This is a genomic window from Streptomyces sp. NPDC028991 (assembly GCF_055564775.1).
Window position 1 is genome coordinate 44,180 of the sequence record NZ_JBVHVP010000003.1, and the last position, 17,911, is coordinate 62,090.

Consider the following 17,911-nt stretch of genomic DNA (forward strand, 5'->3'; position numbering starts at 1 on the left):
CGGGTGGGGCGGTCCAGGCGGAGCGTGGCCGGGGTCGCCGCGCCGGCCATGGCCCGTGCCGTGCCGTGCCGTGGGGAACTCCCGGGCGGCGGGCATCGCTCACCGCGCCGAGCGCTCCCGCAGGGCCGTGCGCCACGCCGGGTCCCGTTCCACCGGTCCGGCCTCCTCCGGTCGGCCGCCACGCGCGAAGAAGCCGGCGAGCGGCAGGACCGCGGCGCCCACGGTGACGGCGTCCGGTCCCAGGGTGCCGAGGTCGATGCGGACGCGGGCGGCGGGGTAGGCGAGGGCGTGCGAGGTGGCGTGGGCCGTCACCGAGTCCAGGAAGCGCCGTCCGAGCTGCAGTCCGGCCCAGCCACCGACCAGGATGCGTTCGGGCTGGAAGAGGTTGATCAGGTCGGAGAACCCGGCGCCGAGGTACTCGGCGGTCTCCTCGAGGACGGCGAGGGCGGTGGCATCGGGTTCCGGGCCGGCTCCCGGCGCGTCCGGATCCGGGTACGCGGCCGCGAGCATCGCGGTGAGCGCGGTCTCCTCGTCCACACCCGCGGGGGGCCGTCCGCCCGCCTCCGCCCAGCGTTGGAGCAGCGCCTCGGCTCCCGCGTACGCCTCCAGACAGCCCTGGGCGCCGCAGCGGCACCGGCGCCCGCGCACCCGCACCGTCAGATGCCCCCATTCCACGGCCCGGGCCGGGCCCATGTCGTCACCGACGACGCAGGCGCCGACGCCGGAGCCGAAGAGCACCACCGCCACGCTCTGCGCGCCCCGGCCTGCCCCGAACCACATCTCCGCCTGGCCCAGCGTCTTGGCGCCGTTGTCGATGTAGTAGGGCACGGTCTCGGGCAGGATCCGGGACGCGCGCAGCAGCCGCTCCAGGGGGACGGCGTCCCAGCCGATCGTCTGGCCGTGCACGACGGCGCCGTCCTGCGGGGTCCCGGCGACGATGCCCGGCACTCCGATTCCGACGCCGAGCAGCCGCTCCGCCGCGATGCCTGCCTGCTCCAGCACCTCGCGGATGCCCTCGCGCAGGTGTGTCACGACGACGCCGACGTCGTAGCGGTCGAGGCGGTTCGGGCCGTCGGTCTCCAGCGGTTTCTCGGCCCGCGCCAATTCGGTGAGGGCGAGGTCGAGGAGTTCGATCCGCACCCGGGTCTCACCAATGTCGACGCCGATCAGGTAACCGCTCCGCGCGCTGACGCGCAGCAGCGTGCGGGGCCGGCCGCCGGCCGAGTCGACGCTGCCGGCCTCCTCCACCAGTCCTTCGGCGACCAGTTCGGAGACCACGTTGCTCACCGAGCCCGAACTCAGTCCGGTGGCGGGCCCCAGAGAGAACCGGCTGAGCGGCCCGTCGAAATACAACCGTTGCAATACGGCGGTGCGGTTCTCCCGCCGCAGGTCACGCACTGTACGGCCACTGCGCACTTTCACCCGGTCCCCTCGTTCCGAAGTCGTCACCGCAACTTGCCTGCGGCCGAGCCCTTGACGCGCCCTTCACCTGAAGCTTAACTCACATCCTAAATTAAGCCGTGGGGGCTTCAGGGGGCGCGGGGCGCGCTGCCCCGGCCCGCCGCCACGAGCGATCTCGTCACCTCCCGGAAGGCCTCTGGAGTCATGCGCAGAATCAGAGCCGCAGCCGTCGGCGCCATCACCCTCTCGTTCGCCCTCACCGCGGCGGCCTGCGGCGGGGGCTCGTCCGGCACCGAAGGTTCCAACGAGCAGCCGAAGACACTCACCTACTGGGCCTCCAACCAGGGCGCGAGCGTGGAGGTGGACAAGAAGGTCCTCCAGCCGGAGCTCGACAAGTTCGAGAAGGAGACGGGCATCGAGGTGAAGCTGGAGGTGGTGCCGTGGTCGGACCTCCTCAACCGCATCCTCACCGCCACCACCTCCGGGCAGGGCCCGGACGTCCTCAACATCGGCAACACCTGGAGCGCCTCGCTCCAGGCCGGCGGAGCCCTGCTGCCCTGGGACGCGGAGAACTTCGAGGCGATCGGCGGCAGGGACCGCTTCGTCGAGTCCGCGCTCGGCTCCACCGGCGCCCAGGACCGGGACCCGGCCGCCGTACCGCTGTACTCCATGGCCTACGCGCTCTATTACAACAAGAAGATGTTCGCCGACGCCGGCATCGAGAAGCCGCCGGCGACCTGGGAGGAGCTGGCCGAGACCGGCAGGAAGCTCTCCGAGGACGGCAAGTGGGGCCTCGGCGCCGAGGGCGCCAACCTGTCGAACAACATCCACCAGGTCTTCGTCCTCGCCAAGCAGCACGGCGCGGACTTCTTCACCGCGGACGGCGAAGCGGACTTCACCTCCGACGGCGCCGTGGCGGCGGTGAAGCAGTACGTCGACCTGATGGCCAAGGACAAGATCGTCGCACCGGGCAACGCCGAGTACGCGCAGAACCAGTCCCTGAGCGACTTCGCCAAGGACAAGACGGCCATGGTGCTGTGGCAGACCGCGTCGGCCACCTTCGAGTCGCAGGGCATGAACGAGGACGAGTGGGGCGTCGCCCCGGCCCCCGTGCAGTCCGGCGAGCCCGGCCCGGGCCGGGCCACCAACTCCATGGTCGCCGGCATCAACATGGCCGTCTTCAAGAACACCGAGAACATCGACGGCGCCAAGAAGTTCGTGAAGTTCATGACCAGCGACGAGGAGCAGGTCATCCTGAACAAGGCGTACGGTTCCATCCCGCCGGTCAAGGCCGCCCAGCAGGACCCGGCCTTCGACGCCCCGGCGCTCACCGTGCTCCGGGAGACCCTCGCCACCAGCGCCACCGCGCTGCCGCAGGTCCCCGAAGAGTCGCAGTTCGAGACCGTCGTCGGCACCGCCGTCAAGGAACTCTTCGCCGACGCCGCCGCCGGCCGTGCGGTGACCACCGAGTCGGTGCGGGCCAAGCTCGAGAAGGCCCAGCAGCAGATGCCCAAGAAGTGAGCACGGACACCGACATGACCACCACCGCTGCCCTCAGCGCAGGCGAGCGGACGGCGCGGAAGAAGGACCCCGGGGCGGCGCCGCGCAGACGCCGCCCCGGACGGCTGCGCCGCGTCGGACTGCCGTACCTGCTGCTGCTCCCCGCACTGCTGCTGGAACTACTGGTCCACCTCGTGCCGATGGTGATCGGCATCGTCGTCAGCTTCAAGGAGCTGACCCAGTTCTACATCCGCGACTGGGGCACCGCTCCCTGGGCCGGCCTCGACAACTACTCCCTGGCGGTCGACTTCGACGCACCCGTCGGCGAGGCGCTGCTGAGTTCGTTCCTCACCACCTGCCTGTTCACCGTGCTCTCGGTCGGCCTGTGCTGGCTGCTCGGAGTCGCCGCGGCGATCTTCATGCAGGAGACCTTCCGCGGCCGGGGCGTCCTGCGCACGCTCTTCCTCGTCCCGTACGCACTGCCCGTCTACGCCGCCGTCATCACCTGGTCGTTCATGTTCCAGCGGGACAACGGCCTGGTGAACCACGTGCTGCACGACCAGCTCGGCCTCACCGCCAGTCCCCCGTTCTGGCTGATCGGCGAGAACAGCTTCATCGCCCTGCTCGTCGTCTCGGTGTGGAAGGGCTGGCCCTTCGCCTTCCTCATCATCATGGCCGGGCTCCAGAACATCCCGAGGGACATCTACGAGGCCGCCGCCCTCGACGGCGCCGGCGTCTGGCAGCAGGTCCGCCGCATCACCCTGCCGGCACTGCGTCCCGTCAACCAGGTCCTCGTCCTGGTGCTGTTCCTGTGGACCTTCAACGACTTCAACACCCCCTTCGTCCTGTTCGGCAAGGCGGCCCCGGAGGCCGCGGACCTGATCTCCATCCACATCTACCAGTCCTCGTTCCAGACCTGGAACTTCGGGACGGGCTCCGCGATGTCGGTGCTGCTGCTCCTGTTCCTTCTCGTGGTGACGGGCGTCTACCTCCGGTTCACCTCCCGAGGAAGGAAGGCCACCGATGCCTAGCCCAGCCGTCCGCCGGCCCCGGTCCCCGATGGCCGCACCGCGGTCCTTCCTGTGGAGCCGGCGGATCTTCCTGACCCTCCTCACCGTCTTCGTGCTGCTGCCGGTGTACGTGATGGTCTCCAGCTCGCTGAAGCCGCTGGAGGACGTCTCGGGGAAGTTCGCATGGATCCCGTCGGGCCTCACCGTCCGCCCGTACTTCGACATCTGGGACACGGTTCCGCTGGCGGACTACTTCGTGAACTCGCTGATCGTGGCCGGGGCGGCGACCGTCTGCTCCGTCACCGTCGCCGTGTTCGCCGCCTACGCGGTCAGCCGCTACTCCTTCCGCGGCAAGCGCGTCTTCACGGTGACGGTGCTGTCGACCCAGATGTTCCCCGGCATCCTGTTCCTGCTGCCGCTGTTCCTCATCTACGTCAACATCGGCAACGCCACCGGCATCGCGCTCTTCGGCTCCCGCGGCGGCCTGATCCTCACCTACCTCACCTTCTCGCTGCCCTTCTCCATCTGGATGCTGATCGGTTACTTCGACTCGGTGCCCAGGGACCTCGACGAAGCGGCCAAGGTGGACGGCTGCGGGCCGCTCGGCGCTCTGTTCCGGGTCATCGTGCCCGCCGCGATCCCCGGCATCGTCGCCGTCGCCGTCTACGCGTTCATGACCGCCTGGGGCGAGGTCCTCTTCGCCTCCGTCATGACCAACGAGACCACCCGCACCCTCGCCGTCGGACTGCAGGGCTACGCCACCCAGAACGACGTGTACTGGAACCAGGTCATGGCCGCCTCACTCGTCGTCAGCCTGCCCGTCGTCGCCGGCTTCCTGCTCCTCCAGCGCTACCTCGTCGCCGGCCTCACCGCCGGCGCCGTCAAGTAGCCGCCGGGCCGCCGACGGCACCCCCTTCCCATCCGCCCACCCCAGAGAGGCTCTCTGTGTCCGAATCGCTCGACCTCGCCGCCTTCCCCACCGACTTCACCTGGGGCACGGCCACCTCCGCCTACCAGATCGAGGGCGCCGCCACCGAGGACGGCCGGGCACCGTCGATCTGGGACACCTTCTCCCACACCCCGGGCAAGGTCGCGGGCGACGACCACGGCGACGTGGCCTGCGACCACTACCACCGGTGGCCCGAGGACATCGCCCTGATGAAGCGGCTCGGCACCGACGCCTACCGCATGTCCGTCGCCTGGCCCCGTGTGCTGCCCGCCGGTGACGGACCGGTCAACGCGGCCGGCCTCGACTTCTACGACCGCCTCGTCGACGCCCTGCTCGACGCCGGCATCTCGCCCAACATCACCCTCTACCACTGGGACCTCCCCCAGACCCTCCAGGACCGCGGCGGCTGGACCGTACGCGACACCGCCGAACACCTCGCCGACTACGCCTCCGTCGTCGCCGCCCGGCTCGGCGACCGCGTCACCCAGTGGGCCACCCTCAACGAACCGCTCTGCTCCGGCTGGATCGGCCACCTGGAAGGCCGCATGGCACCCGGCCTGACCGACCTGACCGCCGCCGTGCACGCCTCGTACCACCTGCTGCTCGCCCACGGCCTCGCCACCCGGGCCATCCGCGCGGCGGCCCCGGGGGCGCAGGTCGGCCTCGTCACCAACCACTCCCCCGTCGAGGCCGCCTCGACCCGCCCGGAGGACATCGCGGCGGCCACCCGCATGGACGGCCACACCAACCGCTGGTGGCTCGACCCCGTGTACGGCCGCGGTTTCCCCGCCGACATGCGGGACCTGTACGGCGTGGACCTGCCGGAGCAGCCCGGCGACCTGGACACGATCGCCGCGCCCCTCGACTGGCACGGCCTCAACTACTACTTCCCGGCGACCGTCACCGACGACCCCCGGGGCCCCGTCCCGTACGCCCGCGAGGTCCGGCTGCCCGACGTACCGCGCACCGGCATGGACTGGCAGGTCGACGCCGGGGGCCTGGAGGCGCTGCTGCTGCGGCTGACCGACGACTACGGAGTCCGCAAGCTGTACGTCACCGAGAACGGCTCCGCCTTCCCGGACACCGTCTCGCCCGGCGGCGCCGTCCACGATCCCGACCGCGCCCGCTACCTCGAGCAGCACGTGAACGCCTGCGCCCGGGCGGTCCGCAAGGGGGTGCCGCTGGCCGGCTACTACGCCTGGTCCCTCCTCGACAACTTCGAGTGGGCCTACGGCTACGACAAGCGCTTCGGTCTCGTCCACGTCGACTACGCGACCCAGGCCCGGACCGTCAAGACGAGCGGCCTGCGGTACGCGGAGATCATCCGTGCCCACCGGGACTCCCACGCCTGACCGCGCCGCACCCGGTGTCCTGTCGCCGGCTGCCGCGAGGGCACGCCCGCAGGGCACCGAGGGGCATCCGGCGGTGGCCGCCCGGCGGAGGGCACGCCGGGTCAGGCGGACTCGCGTACGACCAGTTCCGGTTCGAAGACGAGGGTGCGGGGTTCGGTACGGGTGCCCTGGACCTGCTCGCCGAGCATCCTCGCCATGGCCGCCGCCATGTCCTCCACCGGCTGGCGCACGGTGGTCAGCGGCGGCCTGCACGTCACGGCGACGCTCGAGTCGTCGAACCCCACGACGGCGACGTCCTCCGGTATGCGCCTGCCCAGTTCCCGCAGGACCTGGCAGGCGCCCTGGGCCATCAGGTCGTTGGCCGCGAACACGCCGTCCACGGTGGGCCGCTCGTGCAGCAGCCCGGCCATGGCCGCCGCCCCGCTGTCCAGCGTGAAGACGCCCTCGACCGCGGCAGGGCCGTCAAGCCCCGCGCGGGCCAGGGCGTCGCGGAACCCCGCGAGGCGCTCGCGGCCGGCCCGGAGATCCAGCGGAGCGCTGATCACCGCGATACGGCGGCAGCCGCGAGCCAGGAGATGCTCCCCGGCCAGGCGGCCGCCCGCGTAGTGGTCCAGGTCCACGCAACTGACCGGTGTCGCCCGGCCGGGACGTGCGAACAGCACCGTGGGTACGCGGGCGGACAGGAGCATGTCCGGCAGCGGGTCGTCCGGTTGCACGGAGACCACCAGCGCGCCGTCCGCGCTGCCCTGCCGCAGGTAGTCGACCACCTGCGTCCTGGCCGCCTCCGACTCGGCGAACAGCAGCACCGGCTGCATCGTGCGCGCCCGGAGATACCCCACGGCGCCGTTGACGACGCGGCCGAAGAACGGGTCGGCGAACACACGGCCGGCGAAGGCGTCGCCTGCGCCGGAAACGATGAGGGCCACCGTCCCGGTACGTCGGGTGACCAGTGCCCGCGCCGCGCGGTTCGGCGTGTAGCCCGTCCGTTCGATCGCGCTGCGGACCAGGTCCTGGATGCTGGGATCGACATTGCGTACGCCGTTCACGACCCGCGACACGGTGGCGCGGGAGACCCCCGCCTCCCGCGCGACATCCTCCAGCGTCGGGGCCTGCCTGTTCATGGGGGAACTCTAACTCCGGGCACTCCCACGGGCACAGAGCGGCAGACCTGCCTCCGGCCTACGCGCGACGCCGGCCGAGCCGGCGCGGGGCCGCCTGTCGGGGAGCGGGGAAGGAACCGGCGGACAAACCCTCCCCGAGGGCCGACGGGGCGCCCGGGCAACGTCCGGGCCCCGGGTCCACAGGACGACTCCGGCGGTGGCGGTGCAGCGCCCGCCCGACCGCGCCGCCCGACACCGAGGCTCCTCACACCCGACTGCCCCGGGCGAGCCGTACGCGCCGCAGCCACGACCACGCCCGCGCCGCTCCGGGACCACGTCGAGATCGGCGCGGGACCACTCCCCCGAGGAGCAGCGCGGCAAGGCGCGACGGGGGCGGCGTGGGGAGCGGCCGAGTCGCGTCAGGAGGCCGCCCATGGGGCCGTGTCGTGAATCCGGACGATGCCGTAGGACATGGCCATGCCCGGCCCCACCGCGAACATCATCACGTGGTCGCCGGGGCGCAACTCGCCCGCGCCGACCAGATGGTCGAACCCGGCGACCAGGTCGCTCGCGCCCATGTGACCGTTCCAGCGGCCGAACTCGAGCGTGCCGTGGGAGGAGTCGAGACCGAGGGGCTTGAGGAAGTGCTCCAGGTACATCTCGTTGGCGGCGGCGGGGTGGAGGACGCGCGTGATGTCGCCGATCTCCACGCCCGCCTCGGCCAGCACCTGCTTGACGGCCTCGGCCTCCGCCCGCCCGGCGATCACCGCCGCCTCCTGCGGGGTCACCTCGCCGGGACGCGAGGTGGCCTGCCGCTCCAGGGTGAGCTTGCGGCCGACGGTGCAGCCGGGCGGGAAGAGCGGCTCGTCGCCGCGGGTCACGCTCTCCAGGGCGGGCACGGAGAAGGAGTTGACGGCGAGCAGCTCGGCGAAGCCCTCGCGCCTGGAGAGGAGGGCCGCCGAGCCGCCGTCGCCGAGGACGAGGCCGTGGTGCGAGCGGTAGCGGTCGATCAGCGGGTGGCCGAAGTTGTCGGCGCTGGTGATCAACGCGGCGGTGCGGCCGGGGGACGCCGTCAGATAGCAGGCGGCCAGCTCGGCACCGGCCAGGAAGCCGTCGCAGCCCTGCCGCAGGCCGATGGCGGGGATCTCCCGGTCGACCGTGTTGCGCAGGATGTAGTGCTGGGGCATCCAGGAGTCGGGGCCCTGGTGCGAGGTGAAGGTGTGCAGCAGCAGGTCGACGTCGGCGGGTTCGTGTCCCGAGCGGGCCAGCGCCTGCTTTCCCGCCTCGATCGCCATGTCCGGGGCGGGCATGGAGCCCGCGACCCGGGCCGCGCGCCACCCTGTGGTCAGTTGGGACTCGTCGCAGTCGCCACGGGCGACGGCGTCCTCCAGGGTGTCCTGTTCGGGCAGGTGGACGCCCACGCCGGTGAGATAGATGCCGTTGAACTTCATGGATACGCGTTCCCTTTCGGTCGGGCGGGCGTCCGGTTCAGCTGTTCCGCCGGGCGGCGACGGTCAGTCGCCTGGGGGCACAGATCGAGTTGTTCTCGTACCAGTCGACGCCGGTCACCTCCCATGACCGGTAGCGGTCCAGCAGCACCTCGAGCGCGACCTTCCCCTCCAGCCGGGCCAGATGGGCGCCCAGGCAGACGTGGATGCCGTGGGTGAAGGCGAGCTGTGGGTTGGGGGTGCGGTGGATGTCGAACCGGGCGGGGTCGGGGTAGGCGCGTTCGTCCCAGTTGGCCGAGGTGAGGGAGATCAGGACGAACTGGTCGGCCGGAATGGTCGCCCCGCCCAGCGTCACCTCCTGGTTGGTGACCCGTCCGGCGTCCGGCACCGGCGGGCGGTACCGCAGCACCTCCTCGACCGCGTCGGGTACGAGGGAACGGTCCGCCCTGATGTCGGCCAGGGCGTCGGGGTGCTCGTCGAGGCAGGCCACCATGCTGCCCAGGAGCCCCATGGTGGTGAGGTGGCCCGCGAGCAGCAGCAGGACGGAGAAGTTGACGATCTCGCTCTCGGTCAGCCGTCGCCCGTCCATCTCGGCGTGCACCAGGCGGCTGATCATGTCGTCCCGGGGCCGGGTACGGCGTTCCCGCGCCTGGTCCCGCAGATAGTCGAGGATCTCCCGCATGGCCTTCTCCCGGTTCTGGATGAAGGCGTCGTCGGTGGGGTCCTCCGTGGAGAGGGTGAGCTGGGCGTCGGAGCAGCGCCGGAGCACCTCGCGGCCGTCGCGGTCGACGCCGAGGAGTTCGGAGATGACGTTGAGGGGCAGCTGGTAGGCGAGCCCGGCGGCGAGGTCGAACTCTTCCTGCTCCTCGAGCTGCTCGAGGAGCTCGACGACGAGGCTCTCGACGCGAGTGGCGAACGGTGCCAGCATCCGCGGGGTGAAGCCCTGGCTGAGCAGGCCGCGCAGGCTCTTGTGCTCCGGCGGGTCGAGGGCGGACAGGTTGCCGTCCTTGAACTCCTGCGCGGGCATCACCCGGTGCATGTCGTTGGAGAAGGTGGACCAGTCGGAGAAGACCCGGACCGCGTCCGCGTGTCGCAGGACACGCCAGCTGTGCATCGTGGTGTCGAAGTACACCGGCTCGTGGTCCCTCATGTGCCGCAGCCAGGCGTGCAGCGAGGCGCCGCGGTCCACGTGGAACGGCTGTCGTGGGGGTGCGGTCTGGGACGTCATCGCGGTTCTTCCCCTCGGTTCGGCGGGTGGTGGGTGGTGGGTGGTGGCTGGTCGACGGGTGTGCGGGTCAGGGAACCAGGCAGCGGAACAGGTCCAGGGCGAGGGCGTCCAGCAGTTCCTGCCGCCGGGTGTGCAGGAAGAAGTGCCCGCCCGGCAGCATGCGCAGCCGGAACTCCCCCGTCGTCCGCTCGCCCCAGGCCATCAGGTCCGCCGGGCGGCAGTCGTGGTCCTCGGTGCCGCCGAACGCCGAGACAGGACAGTCCAGCGGCGGTCCGGGACGGTAGCGGTAGGTCTCCAGCACCGCGGTGTCGGCCCGCAGGACGGGCAGGTACAGCGCCTTCATCTCGGGCGAGTCCCGGATCACCGGGGGGATGGCCCGGAACCGGCGGTCGAGGACGTCGAGGAAGAGGTCGTCGGGCAGGGTGTGCATGGTGGGGTGGCGCAGCGGTGTCTGCGGGGCGGGGCGGGCCGCGACACCGAGGTGCGCGGCCCGCAGGCCGTACCGGTCGCGCAGTTCCCGTACGAGTTCGAAGGCGATCCAGGCGCCGACGCTGTAGCCGAACACCGCGAAGGGCTCGGCCAGTTCCTCCGCGAGGGCGGCTGCCGCCTGCTGGACGATGTCGTCGGCGCTGTGCAGCAGCGGCTCCCGCAACCGGGCCTCCCGGCCGGGGGGCCGCAGCAGCCACAGCTCGGCGCCGTCCCGCAGTTCGGCTGCCCAGCTGTGGTAGGCGGCGGGGCCGCCGCCGGCGTAGGGCACGCAGATCAGCCGCAGCGGGGCGTCCGGGACGGGTCTCGGACGCAGGACCCACCGTTCGAAGGGGGTCACGGGCGGCGGACCTCGAAGGTGAGGCGCTTGGGGCTGCACAGCGCGTACGACTCGTACCACTGCATCCCGGTGAAGGTGAGGTCGGAGTAGCGGTCCAGGACCGCGTTGAGCGCGATCTTCGCCTCCAGGCGGGCGAGATGGGCGCCGAGGCAGTAGTGGATGCCGGTGGTGAAGGCGAGCTGCGGGTTGGGCAGGCGGTGGATGTCGAAGCGGTCCGGGTCGGGGTACTTGCGCTCGTCGCGGTTGGCGGAGATCAGCGAGGTCAGCACCATACGGTCGGGCGGGATGGTCACGCCGCCCAGTTCGACCTCGACGTTGGTCACCCGGCCGCCCTCGGGCACGGGCGGGCGGTAGCGCAGCACCTCCTCGACGGCGCCGGGCACCAGTTCGCGGTCGGCCCGGACCTCGGCGAGCTGGTCGGGGTGCTCGCTGAGGGTCAGCATCATGTTGCCGAGCAGGGACATGGTGGTCAGGTGGCCCGCCAGCAGCAGCAGGACGGTGAAGTTGACGACCTCCTCGTCGTCCAGGGAGCGGTCGCCGACGGTGGCGGTCGCCAGTTTGCTGACGAGGTCGTCCCGGGGATCGCGGCGCCGGGCCGGGATGAGTTCCTCCCCGAGGTAGGCCTGGAGTTCGCCCATCGCCTTCTGCACACCGACGACGAAATCGGGGTCGGCGGGGTTCTCACAGGTCAGGGCGAGCTGGGCGTCGGCGGTTCGGCGGAGCACGGTGCGCTCCTCGCGGGGCACGCCGATCAGTTCCGCGATGACGTTCAGCGGCAGCTGGTACGACAGGTCGCGGGTGATGTCGATCTCGGTGCGGTCCTCGACCGCGTCCAGCAGTTCCTTGACGATCCGCTCGATGCGCGGGGCGAGTTCGGTCAGGGCGCGGGGGGTGAAGCCCTGGGCGAGGACCCCGCGCAGCTGCTTGTGCTCGGGCGGGTCCATCGTGGAGAGGTTGCCGCGGGTGAAGCCGTGCTCGGGCATGATCCGGCACATGTCGTTGGAGAACACCTGCCAGTCGGAGAGCACCCGGTGGACGTCCTCGTACCGGTAGACCTTCCAGGACTGGGACGCCTCGTCGAGCATGACCGGGGTGTTGTCCCTGGCGGTGCGCATCCACGCGTACAGCGCGGTGCCCCCGTCGGCGAAGAACGGCGGCGCGGCGGCGGACGGGTCAGCCATGTGGTCTGTCTCCTCTGGTGTGCTGTGCGGTGCGCGGGATGAGGGGAGGTCCGTGCGGGTCGGCTTCTCGCGTCAGTCTGGGTGGCGGTGGCTGCGGGGCGCCCCCGGGGAAGACCCCGGCAGCACCCCGGTGCCGGCGCCGGGGGACTCCCGGGGCCGCCGGGCGTCAGCGACCGGCGCCCAGGCGCGCGGCTCCGTCGATGCGGAGCACCTCACCGTTGATCATGGGGTTCTCCACGATGTGCCGGACCAGGTCCGCGAACTCCTCGGGCCGGCCCAGCCGTCGGGGGTGCGGGGCGGCGGCGGCCAGCGTGGCGCGGGCGCGGTCGGGCAGCTCGGCGAGCATCGGGGTGTCGAACAGCCCCGGCGCCACCGTCACCACCCGCACCCGGTGGCGGGCCAGGTCACGGGCGAGCGGCAGGGTCATCCCGGCGATCCCCGCCTTGGACGCCGCGTACGCCGCCTGGCCCTGCTGTCCGTCGTAGGCCGCGATGGAGGCGGTGCACACGATGACTCCGCGTTCCTCGTCCGCCGTGCCGGCGCCGTCGCCGACCATCGCGGCCGCGGCCGTGCGCACCACGTCGAAGGTGCCGATCAGGTTCACCCGCACGATCCGCTCGAACTCCGCCAGCGGCAGGGGACCCGCGCGGCCGACGACCCGCCCGGCGGCGGTGGCTCCGGCGCAGCAGACGGCGATGTGCGGTCCGCCTCTGCGCCGGGCCTCCGCCACGGCGGCGGCCACGTCCGCGGGGCGGGTGACGTCCCCGGGCACGAAGGCGGCTCCCTCGCCCAGGTGGGCCTCGGCCTTGGCGCCGCGTTCCGCGGAGCGGCCGGTCACCACCACCTCGGCGCCCGCCGCGAGCAGCCGGGCGGCCACGGCGAGACCCAGTCCGGATGTGCCGCCCGCGACGACGGCCACCTTCCCGGTGATGACCATCTAGCGGGCCGGGTCCAGGAAGTCGCTGTCGGCGGGCCAGTGGATGACCGTGCCGCCGTGGCTCATGCCGGCTCCGAAGGAGGCGAGGACGACGGTGTCCCCGGGCTTCACCCGGCCCGTGTCGACGGCTGCGCGCAGGGCCAGCGGCATGCCCGCGCCGGAGCTGTTGCCGAGGTGCCTGACGTTCTCGGCGGTGCGCTCGGCGGGCAGGCCGAGTTTTTCCCGCAGGATGCGGAGCAGGTGGTGGTTGGCCTGGTGGAAGACGAGCAGGTCGATGTCCTCGGTGGACATGCCGTGGTGCTCCAGGAGTTCCAGGACGAAGCCCGGCATGATGTCGAGGGCGAACTCCCGTACCGAACGGCCGTGCATGTGGAGGAAGTTGTCGCCGAAGTGGGACTTCTTGAGGGTGCCGTCAGTGGACCAGACGCGCTGCTCCCGCTTCACGAAGGCGGTCTCGTAGGCGCGGGGGTCGCTGCGCAGCAGGGCGGGGGCCACCCCGGTGCCGACGGCGCAGGGTTCCAGCAGGTAGCAGGCGGCGGCGTCGCCGAAGATGACGCCGGTGGCGCGGTCCTCGGGGTCGAGCGTCTTGGTCACGGTGTCGGCGAGCACCACCGCTATCCGGCGGTAGCCGCCCGACAGCAGGTACTTGGCGCCGACGTCGAGGGCGAAGGTGCCGCCGGGGCAGCCGCCGCTGTTGATGTCGAACGCCGGGGTGCCGGTGAGGCCGAGTTTGCGGGCAATGGCCACCGCGGCGGCGGGCAGCATGTGGTCCGGGGTGAAGGTGCCGCAGATCAGCAGGTCGATGGAGTCGGGGCGGACTCCCGCCCGGTCGCAGGCGTCGCGCAGGGCGGCGGTGCCCAGATCCGAGGTCTGCTCGCCGGGAGCGGACCAGCGCCGCTCCCTGATGCCGATGTGCTCCTCGATCCAGGCGTCCGTGGTGTCCAGCGTCCGTTCCAGGTCGGCGTTGGTCACCACGCGCTCGGGCACGTATCCCCCGATGGCCCGGATGCCTGCCCCGTAGGGGGTGTGGGTGGTCGTTGTCATGAGACGGAGATCCCTTCCGGTCGGCTGTGCCCGCACGCAGCCGGGGCCGTCAGGGCGCCGCACCGCCGTGTGGCGCCGGGCGGCGCGGGCCGGGACGGGCGGCCTCCCGCCCGTCCCGCCATCGCCCGCTGCCACGTGTCCGGCCGGGTACGGGCGGGCCGGGTGCAGGCCGGGCCCGGTCGGCTGTTGGCGGCCAGTCTGTGCGGCGCCGGCCCGCGCCACCTCCGGGGCCGACCCCAGCACGACCCCAGCGCGCCCGCGCGGTTCGGGACGGGATCCCCCGTTCAGGACAGTCGGGCCATCCGGCTCTCGTCGTACCGCTCGCGCCAGGTCTCGATCAGCGCGTTCATCTCCCGGCGCATGAAGGTGTAGAAGTCCTGCATCTCGTCGAGGCGGTGACCGGCGGGGCTGTCGACGTCCGTGACCTTCAGTCCCTCGGACGCCGCCTCCATCATGACCGCGAAGACGGCGTTCTGGTTGCCCAGCAGGGTCGCCCAGGCGTTCTCCCGGAACCGGTAGTGGTCGCGGCGGCTGCCGGGGGCGGGGACCCGCTCGATCATGTTGATCAGTATGAGCTGCTTGACGGCGCCGGAGACGGCGCCGGAGCTGATCCGGAGTTCCTCGCACAGGTCCCCGGCGGTCATCGTCTTCTGCTGGCTGAAAAGGAGCGCTGTCATCACCCGCGCCATGGTCTTCTGCATGCCTCCCTGGGAGAGCGACAGGGCCAGCTTCTCCGCGATGGCACGCAGCTCGGTCTCTGACTCGTTGTGCTCCAAAGCGTGCTCCTTGTGCCGGATTTCGGTGGATGAGTGGGGAGGGCGACGTCTCTCAGTGTAACGACAGCTCTCAAATCTCTCTGTGTTTACAGATCTCTGAATGCTTAGTAACGTCAGGATCATGACGAACGCGATCGAGCTTCGGCAGCTCACCAAGACCTACGGCACCCGGCGGGGCTTAACGGGTCTCACGCTGGATGTGCGGGCCGGAGAGGTCTTCGGATTTCTCGGGCCGAACGGCGCCGGCAAGACCACCACGATCAGGCTGCTGCTCGACCTGATCCGTCCCACGTCGGGCTCCGCCACCGTCCTCGGCCTCGATCCGCTCGCCGACGGTGTCGAGCTGCGCCGCCGTGTCGGCTATCTGGCCGGTGACTTCGTCTGCGACGGCCGTCAGAACGTCCGCCGCTATCTGCGCTTCCTCGGCGCGCTGCGCGGCGGGGTGCCCGAGGAGCGCATCGACGGCCTCGCCGAGCGGCTCGGCCTGGACCAGTCCACCAGCATCAGGAAGCTGTCCAAGGGCAACCGGCAGAAGGTCGGCCTGGTCCAGGCCCTGATGCACACCCCCGAGGTGCTGATCCTGGACGAACCCACCTCGGGACTCGATCCGCTGGCCCAGCAGACCTTCCTCACCCTGGTCTCCGAGGCCGCGGCGAACGGACAGACCGTCTTCATGTCCAGCCACATCATGAGCGAGGTGGAGGCCGTAGCCGACCGCGTCGGCATCATCCGCGACGGCGCCCTGGTCGCCCTGGACACCGTGGCCCACCTGCGCGCCGACGCCGTCCGCGACATCCACGTCACCTTCGCCGCGCCCGTGCCCGCCGACGCCTTCGCGCAGGTGCCCGGCGCCGACGGGCTGCGCCTGGACACCGAGGGCACGGCCCTCAGCGGCCGGCTCTCCGGCAGCCCCGACAGCCTGATCAAGGCCCTCGGCCTGCACACCGTCACCGGTCTGCGCGTGACCGAACCGGCCCTCGACGACCTCTTCCACGCCTACTACGAGGGCACCGACGCCAGCGCCCGCCCCGACGCGGTCCAGGCAGCCTCCTGATCCCGAGCACCACCCCCCGCAGACCAGGCTCCCCCTCAGTAGGACCGGAAGGACCGCCCGTCATGCGCACCGCCACCGCCATCTACCACAAGTCGCTCAGCGACAGCCGCCGCAGCCTCCTCGGCTGGGTGATCGGCTGCGCCTTCATCGGCATGGCCTACGCGAGCGCGTATCCCAGCCAGAAGAACAACCTCGGCAACATCCCGGACAACCTGCGCGACGCCATGAACATCGACAACTCGGCCGCCGGTTATCTCAACGCCGCCGAGTTCGGCCTGGTGCTCCCGCTGCTGCTGCTGATCTACGCCATCTCGGCCGGGCACCGCGCCACCGCCGGCGACGAGGAGTCCGGGCAGCTCGACCTGCTGCTCGCCCACCCCATCACCCGCGACCGGCTGATGCTCCAGCGCTTCGCCAACCTGGTCACCGGCGCCTTCGCCATCTCGTTCGTGGTCTGGCTGGTCCTGCTGGCCGTACGCGGCAGCGCGGAACTCACCAGCATCAGCCCGGCGCAGTTCCTCGCCCAGTGCCTGGCGCTGGCCCTGCTCGCCAGCACGTTCGGCGCCGTCGCGATGGCCCTCGGCGCGGCCACCGGCCGCCGCAGTGTCGTACTGGCCGGTTCCGCCGCCGTCGCCGTCATCACCTACGCCCTCAGCACCCTCGCCGAGCCGATCGACGCGGAGTGGCTCGCCTACCTGTCGCCCTTCCACTACTACATCGGCGGCGAGCCGCTGCGGAACGGCTTCCAGTGGGGCGACTACGGCGTCCTGGTGCTGCTGTCCGCCGTGTGCCTGGCCGTCGGCCTGAACCGGCTCAATCACCGCGACATCAACAGCTGACGCGGCTGACCGCGGCCCATGCCCGACGAGGGGCGCACCGGACGATCCGGTGCGCTCCTCGCCCTCTGCGCGTACCCGGCCGCCGATGGCCGGGCGGCGACGCGGGTCAACGGTCGTAGTACCAAGCCATCGGGGAGTCGGCGGCTCCGGCTGAGGCCGCGGCGCGGGCCGCGCTGGGGACACGGCCCGCGGGCGGTGCGGTGCGCGGGACCGGGGCGGGTGGGGTGGCGGGTCCGGCGAACCGGGCGCGCAGGGCGTCGAGGCGGGGCAGGGCGTCGAGCACGGTGGCGAAGGGCAGGCCGAAGTCGACCATGCAGGCGATCTCGTCGACACCGGTGTCCCGCGCCCGGCGGACCACGGCCGCGCACTTCTCCTCGGTGCCGAGCAGGGAGCGGCGTTCGTAGAAGTCCTCGGCGACCACCCTGGCGAGCTCCTCCTTCTCGGCCGGGGTCATGGCCTTCGCGGCGGCGTCGTTGCTCTTCTGGGTGAGGAAGGTGTCGATGTAGCGGCGTACGGGATCGGCGACCAGGGCCCGCACCTCCTCCTCTTCGTCGCCGACGTAGGTGTGCATGCCTACGGTCACGATGCCGGTGCGAGGGTCGTGGCCCGCCTCCGCACGGGCCTTGCGGTAGGCGGCGATGTTTCCTTCGAGGCGCTCCCAGCTGTCCACCAGGGCGAGGACGTTGGTGCCGAGTTCGCCGGCGGTGACCCAGGTCGCCGGGTTGGAGGAGTGCACGATCCACAGGGGCAGTTCGGCGCGGTGCGGGCGCGGATAGGTACGCACCGGCAACATCCGCCCGCCGGGGCCGGGGAACTCGACGGCCTCCCCGGCCCACAGTCTGCGCAGTACGGGGATGGTGGCGAAGGCGACTTCGCGGCGCCGTTCGAAGTTGTCGGGGTAGAAGACGAAGTCGCCGCTGTGCCAGCCGGTGGCCACGCACAGCCCGGTGCGGCCGCCGGAGAGCTGGTCGACCAGCGCCCACTCCTCGGCGACCCGCACCGGGTGGTGGTGCGGCAGGACGACGCTGCCCGCGCGCAGTTCGAGCCGTTCGGTGGCGACGGCGAGGGCCGCGCTGAGGACGGACGGGTTGGGGAAACTGCCGCCGAACTCCTGGAAGTGCCGTTCCGGTGTCCAGATCGCCTTGAAGCCGAGCGGGTCGATGGCCCGGGCGACGTCGAGGATGAAGCGGTAGCGGTCGCGGAACGGTCTGTCGTCGTTGGCCGCGAAGAAGTAGACGCTGAATTCCATGGTGCCCTCCCGGTCGC

16 protein-coding genes are annotated in these 17,911 nt (G+C 71.5%); 6 read left to right on the forward strand and 10 right to left on the reverse strand.

The genetic code is table 11. The features are described from left to right. Window positions 1–99 precede the first annotated feature (99 nt). Window positions 100–1,422, reverse strand: a complete 1,323-nt coding sequence (locus ACZ4V1_RS07930; RefSeq protein WP_468331071.1) for an ROK family protein — start codon at window positions 1,420–1,422, stop codon at window positions 100–102. 183 nt (window positions 1,423–1,605) lie between these two features. On the opposite strand from ACZ4V1_RS07930, the gene ACZ4V1_RS07935 reads away from it, so the two are divergent. Genes ACZ4V1_RS07935 through ACZ4V1_RS07950 form a run of 4 tightly spaced genes read left to right on the forward strand, consistent with a single transcriptional unit; the run spans window position 1,606 to window position 6,212 of the window. Beyond that, window positions 1,606–2,922: an ABC transporter substrate-binding protein gene (locus ACZ4V1_RS07935; protein ID WP_468331074.1), complete on the forward strand. Its 1,317-nt coding sequence runs from the start codon at window positions 1,606–1,608 to the stop codon at window positions 2,920–2,922. Window positions 2,923–2,936: 14 nt separating this feature from the next. Next, complete coding sequence (locus ACZ4V1_RS07940) at window positions 2,937–3,932, forward strand: carbohydrate ABC transporter permease (RefSeq protein ID WP_468331077.1); 996 nt, start codon at window positions 2,937–2,939, stop codon at window positions 3,930–3,932. Window positions 3,933–3,960: 28 nt separating this feature from the next. Next, a complete protein-coding gene (locus ACZ4V1_RS07945; RefSeq protein WP_468332288.1) occupies window positions 3,961–4,800 on the forward strand; it encodes a carbohydrate ABC transporter permease in 840 nt (279 codons plus the stop codon). A 56-nt stretch (window positions 4,801–4,856) separates the two neighbouring features. Continuing rightward, the gene (locus tag ACZ4V1_RS07950) at window positions 4,857–6,212 is read left to right on the forward strand and encodes a GH1 family beta-glucosidase (protein WP_468331080.1); all 1,356 of its coding nucleotides are present in this window, start codon (window positions 4,857–4,859) and stop codon (window positions 6,210–6,212) included. Between the two features lie 101 nt (window positions 6,213–6,313). Here the strand turns inward: ACZ4V1_RS07950 and ACZ4V1_RS07955 are convergent, their stop codons facing one another. The 8 genes from ACZ4V1_RS07955 to ACZ4V1_RS07990 form a co-directional block, all read right to left on the reverse strand. Further along, complete coding sequence (locus ACZ4V1_RS07955; RefSeq protein ID WP_468331083.1) at window positions 6,314–7,333, reverse strand: LacI family DNA-binding transcriptional regulator; 1,020 nt, start codon at window positions 7,331–7,333, stop codon at window positions 6,314–6,316. A gap of 398 nt (window positions 7,334–7,731) precedes the next feature. Beyond that, the gene (locus tag ACZ4V1_RS07960; RefSeq protein ID WP_468331085.1) at window positions 7,732–8,763 is read right to left on the reverse strand and encodes a ketoacyl-ACP synthase III family protein; all 1,032 of its coding nucleotides are present in this window, start codon (window positions 8,761–8,763) and stop codon (window positions 7,732–7,734) included. 37 nt (window positions 8,764–8,800) lie between these two features. Next, the gene (locus tag ACZ4V1_RS07965; protein WP_468331088.1) at window positions 8,801–9,988 is read right to left on the reverse strand and encodes a cytochrome P450; all 1,188 of its coding nucleotides are present in this window, start codon (window positions 9,986–9,988) and stop codon (window positions 8,801–8,803) included. A gap of 67 nt (window positions 9,989–10,055) precedes the next feature. Next, complete coding sequence (locus ACZ4V1_RS07970) at window positions 10,056–10,814, reverse strand: thioesterase II family protein (protein WP_468331090.1); 759 nt, start codon at window positions 10,812–10,814, stop codon at window positions 10,056–10,058. Further along, window positions 10,811–11,995, reverse strand: a complete 1,185-nt coding sequence (locus tag ACZ4V1_RS07975; RefSeq protein ID WP_468331093.1) for a cytochrome P450 — start codon at window positions 11,993–11,995, stop codon at window positions 10,811–10,813. The genes ACZ4V1_RS07970 and ACZ4V1_RS07975 overlap by 4 nt, the downstream gene beginning before the upstream one ends. 166 nt (window positions 11,996–12,161) lie before the next feature. Further along, window positions 12,162–12,932, reverse strand: coding sequence for an SDR family NAD(P)-dependent oxidoreductase (locus ACZ4V1_RS07980; RefSeq protein WP_468331096.1), 771 nt, complete (start codon window positions 12,930–12,932; stop codon window positions 12,162–12,164). Further along, on the reverse strand, window positions 12,933–13,976 hold the full coding sequence (locus ACZ4V1_RS07985) for a 3-oxoacyl-ACP synthase III family protein (protein ID WP_468331099.1): 1,044 nt from the start codon (window positions 13,974–13,976) through the stop codon (window positions 12,933–12,935). It abuts the gene before it with no gap. A gap of 284 nt (window positions 13,977–14,260) precedes the next feature. Next, window positions 14,261–14,752, reverse strand: a complete 492-nt coding sequence (locus tag ACZ4V1_RS07990; protein WP_468331102.1) for a GbsR/MarR family transcriptional regulator — start codon at window positions 14,750–14,752, stop codon at window positions 14,261–14,263. Window positions 14,753–14,873: 121 nt separating this feature from the next. Here ACZ4V1_RS07990 and ACZ4V1_RS07995 point away from each other — a divergent pair, with 121 nt between their 5' ends. Both ACZ4V1_RS07995 and ACZ4V1_RS08000 read left to right on the forward strand, forming a co-directional pair. Continuing rightward, the gene (locus ACZ4V1_RS07995) at window positions 14,874–15,806 is read left to right on the forward strand and encodes an ABC transporter ATP-binding protein (protein ID WP_468331105.1); all 933 of its coding nucleotides are present in this window, start codon (window positions 14,874–14,876) and stop codon (window positions 15,804–15,806) included. 62 nt (window positions 15,807–15,868) lie between these two features. Further along, window positions 15,869–16,645: an ABC transporter permease subunit gene (locus ACZ4V1_RS08000; protein ID WP_468331108.1), complete on the forward strand. Its 777-nt coding sequence runs from the start codon at window positions 15,869–15,871 to the stop codon at window positions 16,643–16,645. A gap of 106 nt (window positions 16,646–16,751) precedes the next feature. Here ACZ4V1_RS08000 and ACZ4V1_RS08005 read toward each other — a convergent pair whose 3' ends face one another. Next, on the reverse strand, window positions 16,752–17,894 hold the full coding sequence (locus tag ACZ4V1_RS08005; RefSeq protein WP_468331111.1) for a MupA/Atu3671 family FMN-dependent luciferase-like monooxygenase: 1,143 nt from the start codon (window positions 17,892–17,894) through the stop codon (window positions 16,752–16,754). Between the last annotated feature and the right edge of the window lie 17 nt (window positions 17,895–17,911).

What these genes read in the sequence shown, in the direction of transcription:
- ACZ4V1_RS07935 (WP_468331074.1), top strand. Translation starts at nt 1,606, where the DNA reads ATGCGCAGAATCAGAGCCGCAGCCGTCGGCGCCATCACCCTCTCGTTC.
- ACZ4V1_RS07940 (WP_468331077.1), top strand. Translation starts at nt 2,937, where the DNA reads ATGACCACCACCGCTGCCCTCAGCGCAGGCGAGCGGACGGCGCGGAAG.
- ACZ4V1_RS07945 (WP_468332288.1), top strand. Translation starts at nt 3,961, where the DNA reads ATGGCCGCACCGCGGTCCTTCCTGTGGAGCCGGCGGATCTTCCTGACC.
- ACZ4V1_RS07955 (WP_468331083.1), bottom strand. Translation starts at nt 7,333, where the DNA reads ATGAACAGGCAGGCCCCGACGCTGGAGGATGTCGCGCGGGAGGCGGGG.
- ACZ4V1_RS07960 (WP_468331085.1), bottom strand. Translation starts at nt 8,763, where the DNA reads ATGAAGTTCAACGGCATCTATCTCACCGGCGTGGGCGTCCACCTGCCC.
- ACZ4V1_RS07965 (WP_468331088.1), bottom strand. Translation starts at nt 9,988, where the DNA reads ATGACGTCCCAGACCGCACCCCCACGACAGCCGTTCCACGTGGACCGC.
- ACZ4V1_RS07975 (WP_468331093.1), bottom strand. Translation starts at nt 11,995, where the DNA reads ATGGCTGACCCGTCCGCCGCCGCGCCGCCGTTCTTCGCCGACGGGGGC.
- ACZ4V1_RS07980 (WP_468331096.1), bottom strand. Translation starts at nt 12,932, where the DNA reads ATGGTCATCACCGGGAAGGTGGCCGTCGTCGCGGGCGGCACATCCGGA.
- ACZ4V1_RS07985 (WP_468331099.1), bottom strand. Translation starts at nt 13,976, where the DNA reads ATGACAACGACCACCCACACCCCCTACGGGGCAGGCATCCGGGCCATC.
- ACZ4V1_RS07995 (WP_468331105.1), top strand. Translation starts at nt 14,874, where the DNA reads ATGACGAACGCGATCGAGCTTCGGCAGCTCACCAAGACCTACGGCACC.
- ACZ4V1_RS08000 (WP_468331108.1), top strand. Translation starts at nt 15,869, where the DNA reads ATGCGCACCGCCACCGCCATCTACCACAAGTCGCTCAGCGACAGCCGC.
- ACZ4V1_RS08005 (WP_468331111.1), bottom strand. Translation starts at nt 17,894, where the DNA reads ATGGAATTCAGCGTCTACTTCTTCGCGGCCAACGACGACAGACCGTTC.